At 40.1% G+C, this 13,630-nt stretch carries 12 protein-coding genes; 9 read left to right on the top strand and 3 right to left on the bottom strand.

Translation table 11 applies throughout. From position 1 onward, the window contains the following. Positions 1 to 164: 164 nt before the first annotated feature. The gene (locus V7068_RS01475; protein ID WP_499710654.1) at positions 165 to 293 is read left to right on the top strand and encodes a hypothetical protein; all 129 of its coding nucleotides are present in this window, start codon (positions 165 to 167) and stop codon (positions 291 to 293) included. Between the two features lie 46 nt (positions 294 to 339). On the opposite strand, the gene V7068_RS01470 is transcribed toward V7068_RS01475, so the two are convergent. Beyond that, on the bottom strand, positions 340 to 1,272 hold the full coding sequence (locus V7068_RS01470) for a 1,4-dihydroxy-2-naphthoate polyprenyltransferase (protein WP_499710653.1): 933 nt from the start codon (positions 1,270 to 1,272) through the stop codon (positions 340 to 342). A gap of 266 nt (positions 1,273 to 1,538) precedes the next feature. On the opposite strand from V7068_RS01470, the gene V7068_RS01465 reads away from it, so the two are divergent. The 7 genes from V7068_RS01465 to V7068_RS01435 all read left to right on the top strand — a co-directional run bounded on the left by V7068_RS01465 (position 1,539) and on the right by V7068_RS01435 (position 9,792). Further along, on the top strand, positions 1,539 to 2,948 hold the full coding sequence (locus tag V7068_RS01465) for an isochorismate synthase (protein WP_499710652.1): 1,410 nt from the start codon (positions 1,539 to 1,541) through the stop codon (positions 2,946 to 2,948). After that, positions 2,941 to 4,674, top strand: coding sequence for a 2-succinyl-5-enolpyruvyl-6-hydroxy-3-cyclohexene-1-carboxylic-acid synthase (gene menD / locus V7068_RS01460; RefSeq protein WP_499710651.1), 1,734 nt, complete (start codon positions 2,941 to 2,943; stop codon positions 4,672 to 4,674). The genes V7068_RS01465 and menD overlap by 8 nt, the downstream gene beginning before the upstream one ends. Beyond that, positions 4,671 to 5,480, top strand: coding sequence for a 2-succinyl-6-hydroxy-2,4-cyclohexadiene-1-carboxylate synthase (gene menH, locus V7068_RS01455; RefSeq protein WP_499710650.1), 810 nt, complete (start codon positions 4,671 to 4,673; stop codon positions 5,478 to 5,480). Before menD ends, menH begins: the two co-directional genes overlap by 4 nt. A 12-nt stretch (positions 5,481 to 5,492) precedes the next feature. Beyond that, positions 5,493 to 6,311 (top strand): 1,4-dihydroxy-2-naphthoyl-CoA synthase, encoded by an 819-nt coding sequence (gene menB / locus V7068_RS01450; protein ID WP_127761732.1) that lies wholly within the window; start codon positions 5,493 to 5,495, stop codon positions 6,309 to 6,311. A gap of 86 nt (positions 6,312 to 6,397) precedes the next feature. Beyond that, positions 6,398 to 7,867: an o-succinylbenzoate--CoA ligase gene (locus V7068_RS01445; protein ID WP_499710649.1), complete on the top strand. Its 1,470-nt coding sequence runs from the start codon at positions 6,398 to 6,400 to the stop codon at positions 7,865 to 7,867. Then, complete coding sequence (menC, locus tag V7068_RS01440; RefSeq protein WP_499710648.1) at positions 7,864 to 8,985, top strand: o-succinylbenzoate synthase; 1,122 nt, start codon at positions 7,864 to 7,866, stop codon at positions 8,983 to 8,985. The genes V7068_RS01445 and menC overlap by 4 nt, the downstream gene beginning before the upstream one ends. 657 nt (positions 8,986 to 9,642) lie before the next feature. Continuing rightward, complete coding sequence (locus tag V7068_RS01435) at positions 9,643 to 9,792, top strand: hypothetical protein (protein WP_499710647.1); 150 nt, start codon at positions 9,643 to 9,645, stop codon at positions 9,790 to 9,792. 35 nt (positions 9,793 to 9,827) lie between these two features. Here the strand turns inward: V7068_RS01435 and V7068_RS01430 are convergent, their stop codons facing one another. Beyond that, complete coding sequence (locus V7068_RS01430; RefSeq protein ID WP_499710646.1) at positions 9,828 to 10,544, bottom strand: response regulator; 717 nt, start codon at positions 10,542 to 10,544, stop codon at positions 9,828 to 9,830. Further along, positions 10,537 to 12,147 carry an ATP-binding protein gene (locus tag V7068_RS01425; RefSeq protein WP_499710645.1) on the bottom strand — a complete coding sequence of 537 codons (1,611 nt, stop codon included), beginning with the start codon at positions 12,145 to 12,147 and terminating at the stop codon, positions 10,537 to 10,539. The genes V7068_RS01430 and V7068_RS01425 overlap by 8 nt, the downstream gene beginning before the upstream one ends. A 134-nt stretch (positions 12,148 to 12,281) precedes the next feature. Between V7068_RS01425 and V7068_RS01420 the strand changes: the two genes are divergently transcribed. Then, positions 12,282 to 13,337, top strand: coding sequence for a DctP family TRAP transporter solute-binding subunit (locus V7068_RS01420; RefSeq protein ID WP_499710643.1), 1,056 nt, complete (start codon positions 12,282 to 12,284; stop codon positions 13,335 to 13,337). The last annotated feature ends 293 nt before the right edge of the window (positions 13,338 to 13,630 follow it).

The raw sequence follows: 13,630 nt of genomic DNA, 5'->3' as shown, positions 1-13,630 counted from the left end.
GTCAAGCGGTTAAGACACCGCCCTTTCACGGCGGTAACACGGGTTCGAATCCCGTAGGGGTCATACAGTTAAAGCAGATTTAAAAGTATTGTTACATACAAACTTTTAAATCTGCTTTTTTATTTATATTATTTTTCATCTTGGTTGTTCTAAAAAGAGGGAATATGAAGTTTATGCTAATTGGTCCGAATACAGAGAGACTAGAGCGAGTTCGTGAAATTAATAGTTTTTCAAGTTTGCTGCACATAATAAGAAACCAGCCGCAATTTAATCATTGCGGCTGGTTGTATTAGAATAAGTCCTCAATCGTTTAACGAACAATATGGTTTAATACAGCTATTAAAATAAATAACTAATTAGTAGCCCGACTGCCATTAGAAATCCAAAGAATGTGTTCGTTTGGGCCGTTGCTTTCATCGATGGCATCATTGTGATAGGTTCTGTTTTCCCTATAAATCCTGTTGTAGCTTTAATAGCTTTTGGTAAACTTAAAAAGGCGAGTAGAATCCAAGCACTGACCGTTCCTGTTAAAACTAATCCAATTAGCCATAGATAAGAAACAGCAAACATAATCGCCATGAATATGATCGCTTTCTTACGTCCTAAAACAATTGGCAGAGTTTTGCGCCCATTCGCTTTATCCCCGTCATGGTCACGAAGGTTATTGGACATATTGATCAAGCCGACTAAAATTCCGCTCGGTACAGATACTAAAATGGCAAGGGGCGATACATAGCCGGTTTGAATAAAGAAAGCGATTAAAATGATAAAACATCCCATAAATAAGCCGGAAAAAAGTTCGCCAAATGGTGTGGATGAAATCGGTAGTGGACCACCTGTATATAAATAGCCAACCAGCATACAAATAAGTCCAACAGCTGCAAGCCACCAAGAAGATACGGCACAAATATAGAAGCCAATTCCAATGGAAACAGCATACATTATGAGTGCGAGTGTCATAATCAGCTTGGGAGTCATACCGTGACGAACAATTCCACCGCCAATCCCAATGGAATCTTCCGTATCTAACCCTCGTTTAAAATCATAATATTCATTAAATAAATTAGTAGCAGCTTGTATTAAAATACTAGCAACCATCATAGCTGTAAACAACAGCCAATTGACGTTACCTTCTAAAAGAGCAATAATTGTGCCCAATAAAACGGGTACGAATGCGGCTGTTAATGTGTGGGGGCGAATAAGTTCCCACCAGATTTTCCAACTGCGTTTAACGGCCGGTTCAGCTGAATGATTAGTAAAATCAGTATGCATCTCGTTTCTCCTCTATCATTTATAGTCATATGAAATTATATCAAAGTGTACGTAGTAAAGTGTAGGAAAACGTTATGAAAGTGTCAATTGATTTTAAAAGCGAAAATATTTCCAAAATCAAGGATGGATATTGATTTATATAATAAGGAAAAAAGTTGTCTGAATCTTTGGGAGAAGAGGCGATTAATTGACATGAGGTTAAATAGAGGTGTATCTTTAAATAGGTTTAGTATGTATTTAAAATGTATGGTAGTGGGGGGATTTTTTTGGCTATTTCAGAAGAAACTGAACAGCTTCAAGGACTGGCTTTTGCTATGCAACGAGCAAAGGAACGAAACGAATCAGTCCTATTCAGCCATGTAAAGAAAATAGAGTACAAGAACCCCCTTTCATTTTATCAAGCTGGAAGAGAACAATATGCAGGAGAGCGCTTCTTTTGGCAGGACCCTGCAAAGGAAATTACGATTACGGGTTTAGGTAATATAAAGAAACTTCAGGCGACAGCAAGTGCAAATCGTTATAAACAAGTAGAAAAATGCTGGCTCAAATTGCAGAATGCTGCTGTTCAATCAGGAGTATGTGATGTAGATGCGACCGGCCCTTTACTATTTGGAGGCTTTTCTTTTGATTATGAACAAAGCAGTTCCTTATTATGGAACCAATTTGGCGATAATTTATTTTATATACCTGCTTATATGTTATCAATCGTAAAAGGAGAAGCTTATTTAACGACAAACATTCTTTGTTCGCCAGAAGACCAAGAACAACTTTTCATCCATATGATAAATGAACGGGAAGAATTTTTAGTAGAACGTTTAGAGAATAAAGAAGTGCCGACTAACGCATTAGTGGAACAACGAGAGATTCGTCCAACTGAGTGGAAACAAACGGTCGCAAAAGCAGTAGATGAAATGAGACATAGTGATTTAGATAAAATTGTGTTAGCTCGAGAATTACGCGTCGTGTTTCAAGACCGTATTGTTTCAGAAAAAGTGTTAGAGACACTAATGGTAGAACAACCAACAAGCTATATTTTTAGCTTTGAAGCGGGTGGAGATTGCTTCATTGGAGCCACACCAGAGCAATTAATTAAGAAAAAGGGCAATGAGGTGTTTTCAGTTTGTTTAGCTGGCTCGATTGCGAGAGGAAAAAGCGAGGAAGAGGATACGCGCCTTGGCAATGAGCTACTGCATGATTCGAAAAATCGAATGGAGCATCAATATGTAGTGTCGATGATTACGAATGCTTTACAAACACTTTGTGAAGAAATTATTGTACCAGATGAGCCGGAGTTAATGAAAATTCGACATATTCAGCATTTATACACGCCAGTGAAGGGGATGTGTGTAGGGGATGCGACCATTTTTGATTTTGTTGAAAAATTGCACCCAACTCCAGCAATGGGCGGTTTGCCAAAAGAGAAGGCGATTGTTCGAATTAGAGAGATTGAAGGATTAGAACGCGGCTTGTACGCAGGTCCTCTCGGTTGGGTCGATTCGTACGGCAATGGGGAGTTTGCTGTTGGAATTCGTTCAGCGCTCTTACAAGGTAATGAGGCTTCTTTATTCGCTGGTTGTGGTGTATTAGAGGATTCATTACCGGAAAGTGAATATCAAGAGACAGGGATTAAGTTTAATCCGATGTTAAGTGCTTTAGGAGGACATCTTCATGACTAACCGAGATGCATTAACTGCTTATATAGCGAGCTTTGTTGATGAATTAGCACAAAATAAAGTAAGACATGCCGTTGTAAGCCCAGGGTCGCGTTCGACACCGATTTCTTTAATGCTTGCGGAGCATCCGGATATTGAAGTGCATCTAAATGTCGATGAACGCTCGGCTGCGTTCTTTGCCCTCGGTTTGGCAAAGGCGTTAGGAGAGCCCGTTGCAATGATTTGTACGTCTGGAACAGCAGCGGCGAATTATTATCCGGCGATTGTTGAAGCTTACTATGCGCGGGTACCGCTGCTTGTGTTGACAGCTGACCGCCCGCATGAATTGCGTTATGTAGGGGCACCGCAGGCTATTGACCAAATTGAATTGTACGGTAAGCATGTAAAATGGTCAGTTGAGATGGCGCTTCCTGAACAGACAGCAGAGATGACCAATTATGCGAGAACAGTTGGAGCAAGAGCGGTTGCAACAGCAGCCCTTTCTCCAGCGGGCCCTGTGCATCTTAATTTTCCTCTTCGTGAACCACTTGTTCCAGATATGAAAAAAGCGAAAGAGTATCGTAAGGAGTCTTCTGCGGTGCTAATTGAAGATGGTGTACGGACTCTTGCACAATCCCACGTTAAAGCGCTTGCAAGTACGTTAATTGAAGCAAAGCGAGGCATTATTGTTGTGGGTGAGTTAAAGGATGATTCCGTAAGCGAGGCCATTGTAGCGCTTTCAGAGCAGCTAGCTTTCCCAATTCTTGCTGATCCATTATCTTTATTGCGAAGTGGTACACATAAGCAAGAGCAAATTATTGAAACGTATGATACCTTTTTACGTGATGATATAGCAAAAGAGATGCTTAATCCGGATCTCGTGTTACGCTTTGGGGCTATGCCTGTATCGAAGGCTTTGTTATTGTTTTTGAAAAAACACCATTCAGCAAAGCATCTCGTCGTCGATGATGGAGCAGGCTGGCGTGAACCCGCAGGACTAGCAACGAATATGATCTATTCTGAGGTAAACACGTTTTGTTCTGATATGTTAAATCAATTAAGCGAAATTCGTGATTTAACTTGGCTGCAACGTTGGCAAGCTGTGAATACAGCAACTAAAGAGGCACTTTATTCGCTTCGGGATGATGCAGAATTAAGCGAGGGCAAGCTCTTTTTATTATTAAATGAGTTAATGCCAACACATTCAACATTGTTTGTTGGCAACAGTATGCCTATTCGCGATTTAGATACGTTTTTCTTTAACAATGGGAAACAAATTCGGACGCTTGCTAATCGTGGAGCAAATGGCATTGATGGCGTTGTTTCTACAGCACTCGGTGTCAGTACGGTTTCGGAGCATACCGTTCTTGCGATTGGGGATTTAAGTTTTTATCATGATATGAATGGGTTGCTTGCTGCGAAGTTACAAAAGCAAAATATGACAATTGTATTAATTAATAATGATGGCGGCGGTATTTTCTCCTTCCTTCCGCAAGCGAATGAGAAGGAATATTTTGAACTTCTCTTTGGCACACCACATGGGCTGGACTTCGCCCATGCGGCCGCTCTTTACGGGGCAAAATATAATAAAGTGACAAATTGGGAAGAATTCGGGCAAGTGTTTACACAGTCTTTTACAATCCCTGGCTTAAAGGTTATTGAAGTGCCAACAGAAAGAGAGTCCAATTTAGTTAAACATCGAGAATTGTGGAATTTTGTTTCCCAGGAAATAAAGGATGTTCTTTCATGAAGGTTGTTTGTCGAGATGTAACATATCATGTTGAAGTAGCGGGCCAAGGAGAGCCTCTGCTTTTGTTACATGGCTTTACGGGCAATGCGGATACATGGTCCTTTCTTGTTCCAATGTTGAGAGAAAGCTATCAGCTTATTATGGTGGATATTATTGGTCATGGTCAAACAGACTCCCCAAAAGAAGTACGAGCATATGAAATGGAGCAGGCGGCTGCTGATTTAGTTTCTATTTTAGAGAATTTAGAAGTTTCGACTGCCCATGTGCTTGGCTATTCAATGGGGGGGAGACTAGCGTTAAGCTTGGCGATGTTGTATCCACACTATGTACGCAGCTTGCTATTAGAAAGTGCTTCACCTGGTTTAGAGACCGAGGGGGAGCGCTTGGAACGGCGCAAGCAGGACCAACGGTTAGCCGAACGCATTGTAGCAGATGGGATGGAAGCATTCGTTGAATTTTGGGAAAATATTGCGTTGTTTCAAAGTCAAAAGAGTTTACCAAATGAGCAAAAATTAGCGATTCGCAAGCAGCGTCTAGCTAATTCTCCCCTCGGTTTAGCGAATAGCTTGCTTGGGATGGGAACCGGCAGTCAGCCATCATGGTGGAGCGAGCTTGAAAAACTAGATATGCCTGTACTTTTAATAACGGGAGAGTTAGATTCGAAGTTTTGTAAAATAGCGAATCGAATGCAAAATCGGCTAAAACATGGAGAATGGACAATAATAAATGATGTTGGGCATGCGATTCATGTGGAAGATGGAGAAAAGTTTGGTAAAATAATAAGGGAGTTTTTACTGAAACATTAAGGAGGAAGAAAAATGACAGTTCAATGGGAAACAATTCGTGAGTATGATGAAATTTTATTCACAAAATACAATGGTATTGCGAAGGTTTCAATTAACCGACCTCATGTACATAATGCGTTTACACCGAAAACGGTAGCAGAAATGATTGATGCATTTGCAAGAGCGCGTGATGATTCTAGCATCGGTGTGATTATCTTAACGGGTGAAGGCGGCAAAGCATTCTGTTCAGGTGGAGATCAAAAAGTACGCGGACATGGTGGATATGTAGGCGATGATGAAATTCCACGTTTAAACGTATTAGATCTTCAACGCTTAATTCGTACGATTCCAAAGCCGGTTGTAGCGATGGTTGCAGGATATGCAATTGGCGGCGGCCACGTTCTGCATGTCGTATGTGATTTAACAATTGCGGCTGATAATGCGGTATTCGGACAAACTGGACCAAAAGTAGGCAGCTTCGATGCTGGTTACGGCTCTGGTTACTTAGCGCGCATCATAGGACATAAGAAAGCACGTGAAATTTGGTACTTATGCCGTCAGTACAATGCACAGCAAGCATTAGATATGGGATTAGTTAATACAGTGGTTCCTTTAGAGCAATTAGAAGCAGAAACAATTCAATGGTGTGAAGAAATGCTTGAGAAGAGCCCAACGGCATTACGCTTCTTAAAAGCAGCGATGAATGCGGATACAGATGGCCTTGCTGGTCTTCAACAAATGGCTGGCGATGCTACACTTCTTTACTATACAACGGACGAAGCAAAAGAAGGACGCGACGCTTTCAAAGAAAAACGTACTCCAGATTTCGGACAATTCCCTCGTTTCCCTTGATTCGAAGGAATGCTTGAGAGAAAACAGCTTGGCGGCTTGCGTCAGGCTGTTTTCTTTATAATAGGTTATTCGAAAGGGGATATGGCATGGAAGAGCAATTACCGAATTGGTTGAAAAAAAGAGCAGATATTACGCCTGCTAGACCTGCTATTGAATTTGAAGGTATTACGTATAGCTTTAAAGAGCTAAATCATATGGTAGAAGAAATGGCAGGAAAGCTTACTGCGAAAGGTGCAGAACAAGGTAACACTTGTGCGATACTGGTGCGTAATCACGTGGATAGTGTTGTGATGATTCACGCTCTTTTTTATATAGGTGTACGAATTGTCATGCTGAATCATAAATTAACAGCAAATGAGCTTGCTTGGCAAATACAAGATAGCCAAGCGAGTATTCTTTTTTCAGAGAGACATTTTGCAGACACTTTAAAGGAGATTGAACAGGAAGTTTCTACAGTCACTGTGTGTGTAAAAGAAGAATTGATAGAGGCTGTTTCTCCTCAGATTATGACAGATTTTTATTTAGAAGATACAGCGACAATTATGTATACATCAGGCACAACGGGAAAACCGAAAGGCGTGATGCAAACATTCGGCAATCATTGGTGGAGTGCTGTTGGTTCAGCATTAAATCTTGGCTTACATGAGCAAGACAGCTGGTATTGTGCAGTGCCGATTTTTCATATTAGCGGTTTGTCCATTTTAATGCGCAGTGTGATCTATGGGATGAAAGTTGTGTTAGTGGAGAAGTTTGATGAAGAAGAAGCAAATCGGCATATTTGCAAAAACGGTGTAACGATTATTTCGGTCGTAACAGCTATGTTAAATCGTATGCTCCTTAATTTAGGTGAGAGAAACTATCCATCTTCATTCCGCTGTATGCTGCTTGGAGGCGGTCCTGCTCCTTTGCCTTTACTAGAGCACTGTAAAGAAAAAGATATCCCTGTGTTTCAAACATACGGGATGACGGAGACGGCTTCACAAATTGTCACACTTACTCCAGAGTATAGCATGGAGAAAATCGGCTCAGCAGGGAAGGCTTTATTTCCGTCGCAAATACGTATTGAAGTCGATGGCAAGCAAGCGAAACCGAATGAAGCAGGGGAGATTGTCGTCTTTGGTCCAAATGTGACGAAAGGCTATTTCAATAGAGTAGATGCAACGGAGCAAGCCATTAAAGCAGGATGGCTGTATACAGGGGATATTGGCTATTTAGATGATGAGGGCTTCCTATATGTGCTTGATCGCCGTTCTGACTTAATCATTTCGGGGGGAGAAAATGTATATCCAGCTGAGATTGAATCCGTATTAAGTGCACATCCTGCTGTTTTTGAAGCGGGTGTTACCGGTGTGACCGATGAGAAGTGGGGACAAGTACCCCTTGCATTTGTTGTGCTTACAGAAGAAGTAACAGAGCAACAGTTGCTTGCGCATTGTCGCGAACACCTAGCTGCTTATAAAATGCCGCGTGAAATCGTCTTTTGTAATCACTTACCTCGAAATGGAGCAAATAAGCTGCTGCGCCGCAAGTTAAAGAAAGAGGATGGGAGAGGATGAAGAAGCCAGTTTCGATTACATTGAGAATCATTGAAGCACCTTTGAAAAGTCCTTTTCAAACTCATTTAGAGACGGTCACCAAACGAGAGGTGATTGTTGTTGAAGTGCGCGATGCGGATGGACTAGTTGGGTATGGAGAGGCTGTACCGTTTTCAAGCCCTTGGTATACTGAAGAAACCATCCAAACGGTTTTTCATCTATTAGAAGATTTCTTGATTCCTCTTACGTTTCAACAACAGTGGAAACATCCATCAGAGCTGCCGTACGTTTGGAGTGGCATTAGAAGAAATAGAATGGCAAAATCGGCGCTTGAACAAGCCATATGGGATTTATATGCGAAGCAACAGGATGTTTATATTGGCAAATTGTTTGGAGGAGAGAGAACAGAGGTAGCAGCGGGAGTAGTCATTGCAACAAGCAGTGTAGACGAAGTGCTTCGGCAAATTGAAGAGTTTAAACAGGATGGATATCAGCGTTATAAAGTAAAGATTTCTCCCCGCAATGATATTTCGCTTTTATCTGCCATTCGTGCTTCCTATCCTACTCTTCCATTAATGGGGGACGCTAATTCTGCTTATTCACTTGATGATGCCCGGCATTTACAGAGGTTGGATCAATTTACGCTGCAAATGATTGAACAGCCGTTAGGACATGATGATATTGTAGAACATTCATTTTTACAAAAGCAGTTGAAAACGCCAATTTGTTTAGATGAAAGTATTTGTTCATTTCATGATGCAAAAAGTGCTCTGCAGCTAGGGAGCGGAAAAATTTTAAATATTAAGATGGCACGTGTCGGTGGGTGGACAGAAGCGGTTAACATTCATCATTTATGTGTAGAAGCAAGTATTCCCGTTTGGTGTGGAGGAATGATTGAATTTGGCATATCTCGAGCGCATAATATTGCTTTAGCTTCGCTGAGTGGTTTTACGATTCCGGGAGATTTGTCTTCTTCATCAAAATATTGGGAGGAAGATATTATTGAACCTGAAGTACAGGTTATCAATGGAAAAATTACAGTACCGAAATCGGCAGGAATTGGCTTTACGGTTCGCCAAGCATATGTCGAATCAATTACTACTTATAAGCAACTATATCCTTACCACTCCCATGGCTAAAGCCGCTGGGGTTCTTTCTCACAAATATCCCACTTACCACCTTCCATAAGAAGAGATAGAGGCGAGACTTGGGTGAGCAACACTTGGAAGAAAAACAGTCTTGCAAGAGGGCAAGGTCGGTGCCAACTACGCCGTTCAACCGGCGATACTTGTCTAGGGTTACGATACCGCACTCTTTCTATGAAGAGTGTTGGTCGGCAGAACGTTGAACATTTTACGTGACAGACGTTTTTCCTGTTACAACCAGCTATGTTCAGTTTTCAAAGAACATCCTATATACCAAATGGTACCATTTCAAATGCATGGTGTACAGAACGTATTTTCAATAGTTTATCTGTACACCGCATTTGAGCGAACATTCCTCCCATCCCTAAAGGGGATGCAAGCACAACGTAATGGGCTTTCCTTTCGCGGAAATCTTTAAATAAAGTTTAGGAAGCCTAAACTAAGAGCAAACAGCCAAAAACGCCCATGTGGCGTTTTTTTTATGAAAAAAATTCAAAAAATATACATATTAGAGGGCTGAAGCGTTGATATAAAGAGGTTTTTAAGTAGGATATAGTGAAAAATAGGTATTTGTCGATTTCCCCTTTTTTGGATTATTTTGTATAATGGAGGAAGTGAAGCATCCTAAGTACAAGACAAGGAGAGAGAAACATGAAAAAACCGTATCTTATTGCAGAAATTTTGTTAAAACGGGGAATGCCAGATTCAGTTGTCAAAGAAATTACCGCTATGAATGAGTATGAAATCTTCTTTTTAAAAAGGAAATGTGCCTCTTTACACAATTCTATTTCAAAAGCATGAAAAAGCTGACGAATAGAAGCATTCATCAGCCATGATTAGAATCCAATCGTACTATATTTATTGATTGGGCGACCAATATTACCGTATTGGGCGTCGAGGTGCAGTAGTCCTTGTTCATTTAAGTAATCTAAGTAACGTCGAGCTGTTACTCGAGCAATCCCAACACCATCGGCAACTTCTTCAGCTGATTGAGGAGTATGCTGTTCACTCATAAAATTCATCACTTGTTGCAATGTCGCGACATTCAAGCCTTTTGGAAGCTCGTCTTTGTTAAATAGCTTTATCGGAGTCTTAGGTGTTGTAGAGACTTCATTTGAAAAAATAACTCGATCTAATTGAGATTGTGAGATACTATGGTCTGGTTGAACTTCAGTACGAAACGAATAATATTGTCGGAGCGTGTGCTGTAACCGCTCAAATGTAAAAGGTTTAATTAAATAGTCAAATGCACCATTTTGCATCATTTTCCGAACGGTTTTTTGATCATTCGCTGCGGATATAATAATGACATCGATGTCGATTTGTTCTTTTCGAATTTCATACAGTGTATCGATGCCATTTAAGGAAGGCATGAAGATATCTAGAATGACTAAATCGGGTTGAAGGTGTCTAATTTTCTCCAGCCCCTCCAGACCGTTTGAGGCTATATCGATGACTTGAAAGTGGTTTACGCGTTCAATAAATTGTTTATTGACTTGCTGAACCATTGGATCATCTTCAATTAATAGTACGTGAATCGTCTCTTTATTCATACGAATCCTCCTTGGTGTTATTCATCGGAAATGAAAGGAAAAAGCTCGTTCCTTCATTAGGAGTCGATGTAAAGCTAATATCTCCATGGGACTTTTTCACAATTTGTGCGATTAAATAGAGTCCAATGCCTGAACCCTCCGCTCCCTTTGTTGTAAAGCCATAATCATAAATACTTGGCTGAATGGAGCTCGGTATACCACAGCCATTATCTTCTAACACAATATGACAATATTCCTCATCTTGTTGGATGGACAAGTAGACTTGTTTTTTCTCTTCATTTGAATTCTTTAACGCTGCGTACGAATTTTCAATTAAGTTTCCAAGCATTAATACGAAATCATGATGATCCATATCATGAGGAAAACGCTCAAGCTTTAGATTTGGGTCGAATAGTAATTCGATACCTAACTCTTTTCCAATTGAGACTTTACTTAAGAGGAGGCCGACTAAATTATCATCATGAATACGCTTAGTTAAGAACCGTGTTAATTCACTTCGCTCTTCAGTAATCTGGAACACATAGTTTAAGGCTTCATCTAAATTCCCAAGTTGAATTAAACCGGCAATCGTATGTAATTTGTTCATATGCTCATGATTTTGCGCTCTTAGTGCCTCTACAAAAGCTTTAACACTCGTTAATTCTTCCGCTAGCTTTGTAACGTCTGTTCGATCTTGGAAAATCGCAACTGCACCAATTGTTTTGTCACCAAGCATAATTCGAACCCGATTGCTGACGATATTTTTTTTCTGAACGGAGATTTCTTGATTATAAACTGGTTCATTTAATGTTAATACCTCGGGTAAGCGAGTATCATGGATAACATCTTGAATGTTTTTACCGATGACATCCCCTTTAATATGAAGCATTTGTTTCGCCCGTTCATTAAAAATCGTAATGATTTCATGATTATCAATTGCGATAACCCCCTCGTGCATCGCGTTAAAAGCAGCTGTTCGTTCCATGAGCATATGTGATATTTCATGTGGTTCAAGTTCAAATGTTTCTTGTTTAATATGCTTAGCCATTAGCCAGGAGCCACATACGCCAAAGATTAATGTAAGAAGCAGGATGAGTATGATATCATCTTTGAAATAGCCTATGATTTCTGGTAAGGTGGGTAAAATATTTCCTACGAGTACGACGCCAATTTGTTTATTGTTCTCATCTAAAATAGGAACAAAAGCGCGAATAGCTGTGCCCATTTCTCCTTCTGCTTTAGATAAATATTCATGCTCGGCAAAGGCAGCGTTCTCATCTGAGCTTTTGGACAAAGTGCCAAGCTGGCTATATACAGGATGGGAGTAGCGAACGTGATTGACATTTAAGACAATAATATAATCGGCATCATGAATAATTCGTAAGTTTTCAATGATTGGGTTTAATTCTTTCCATCCCTCTGGTTGCAACACAAGCTCTCGAACGCTTGATAGTTCAGCAATCGTATGCGCTGTAAGCATCGAGCGCTTACCTAATTCATCTTCCTCAGAAGACCAAAGATTACCTAATATAACAATGCCTCCAATTAAAATGGAAAATGCAACGATTCCAAACGATAGCAATGTAATTTTTACTTGTATGGGCATATGAAAGGACTTGTCCATTTATGTAATTCCTCCATGACTTCTATTCTTATAGTATCAAAATCAAACGAGAATTTCTCTCTTTTTGCTTTTGCGCTTTTTTGATGAGATGTGTTATAACAAGGATAAATAGATGCATATAAGGAGATGGCATATTGCGAGCGTTTTGGGGTTATTTTGCATTAATATCGTTAGGTTTAATCCTCGCAATTTTTATTGCTTTTCAGTCCTTGTTTTCAAAAGAGGATGTTGGGAAGGATTATGAGCAAGTCGGCATGAAAGACCAGATTATCATTAAATTTAGTCATGTTGTAGCAGAAAACACGCCGAAAGGTTTAGCGGCTGTTCATTTCGCTAAGCTCGTCGATGAGTATACAAACCATCGTGTCAAAGTAGAAGTTTTTCCGAATCAGTCTTTATATGGTGATCAAGAAGAAATTAAGGCGCTACTCGAGAATAAAGTTCAAATGATTGCTCCGTCTACCTCAACGCTTACAGATCTTTCACCGAAGTGGTTACTGCTGGACCTTCCATATATTTTTCCAAATAGGGATGCTCTTGAAGAAGCGCTATATGGAGAAGTGGGAGAGGAGCTCCTTCACGATTTGGAACAGCATCATATAAAAGGAATGGCGTTGTGGACGAATCATTTTAAGCAAATAACGAGCAATACACCTATTCACACGACAGCAGATTTCGAAGGGAAAACGTTTCGGATTATGCCAAGTAAGGTGTTGAAGGAACAATTTGAGCATTTTGGTGCGTCAACTCTGATGTTACGATTTAATGAGACATTTGCAAACCTAGAACAAAATAAAACGGATAGTCAAGAGAATACAATTTCTAATATTTATTCGAAAAAATTATACAGGCTTCAAAATTATTTAACGATAAGCAATCATGGTTTTCTTGGATATGGTGTATTAATGAATCAACAATTTTGGGATGAATTACCGCCAGATATTCAAGTTCAAATCCAACAAGCTATGCAAGAAACCACGGAATGGCTTTGGACAAAATCAGATGAAATGAACCGTCAGTTATTGCTTGAAATCGAAAGAAGTTCATCAATTTCCATGTATGAACTTTCACCAGCTGAAAAAAAACAATGGATGAACGAAATGACTGTTATTTATCCAAAGTTTGAGCCGATTATTGGGACGGAATTAATGGATAAAATGAAGGTAATTCGAGAAAAACATATAAAGTAATAGACGGGTAAGTGTTGAGAGCAGTCGAATTCTTTTTGTATCGCTCTTATTATGTTCTCGTGAAAAACGCCTGCTTGGGGAAAGGACAAGCAGGCGTTTTTTATAGAAATGAGGTAATGGAACGGAGCTTTTTATTTATCCCACTCTTAACGGGCAGTAAGACCCCCACCTCAAGATTCAGAGTGAACAAGGAGGATAGGGGACAACTGCCCGTAAAGGTCCAATTGGTGAAATACAGTGAAACTTACCTTTGCGATTTTCAAAGGTATAGTTGAACCAATCAGGTTCGTACG

Origin of the sequence: Bacillus sp. JJ634 (assembly GCF_036962285.1) — a bacterium.
Lineage (GTDB): Bacteria > Bacillota > Bacilli > Bacillales > DSM-1321 > Peribacillus > Peribacillus asahii_A.
The sequence above is the reverse complement of the archived record's forward strand: the minus strand, read 5'-3'. Positions and strand labels throughout refer to the sequence as shown.

Excerpts from the sequence above, each read along its gene's own strand:
- V7068_RS01445 (WP_499710649.1), top strand. The coding sequence starts at position 6,398 with ATGGAAGAGCAATTACCGAATTGGTTGAAAAAAAGAGCAGATATTACG.
- menC (WP_499710648.1), top strand. The coding sequence starts at position 7,864 with ATGAAGAAGCCAGTTTCGATTACATTGAGAATCATTGAAGCACCTTTG.
- V7068_RS01425 (WP_499710645.1), bottom strand. The coding sequence starts at position 12,147 with ATGGACAAGTCCTTTCATATGCCCATACAAGTAAAAATTACATTGCTA.
- menD (WP_499710651.1), top strand. The coding sequence starts at position 2,941 with ATGACTAACCGAGATGCATTAACTGCTTATATAGCGAGCTTTGTTGAT.
- menH (WP_499710650.1), top strand. The coding sequence starts at position 4,671 with ATGAAGGTTGTTTGTCGAGATGTAACATATCATGTTGAAGTAGCGGGC.
- V7068_RS01475 (WP_499710654.1), top strand. The coding sequence starts at position 165 with ATGAAGTTTATGCTAATTGGTCCGAATACAGAGAGACTAGAGCGAGTT.
- V7068_RS01435 (WP_499710647.1), top strand. The coding sequence starts at position 9,643 with ATGAAAAAACCGTATCTTATTGCAGAAATTTTGTTAAAACGGGGAATG.
- V7068_RS01470 (WP_499710653.1), bottom strand. The coding sequence starts at position 1,272 with ATGCATACTGATTTTACTAATCATTCAGCTGAACCGGCCGTTAAACGC.
- V7068_RS01430 (WP_499710646.1), bottom strand. The coding sequence starts at position 10,544 with ATGAATAAAGAGACGATTCACGTACTATTAATTGAAGATGATCCAATG.
- menB (WP_127761732.1), top strand. The coding sequence starts at position 5,493 with ATGACAGTTCAATGGGAAACAATTCGTGAGTATGATGAAATTTTATTC.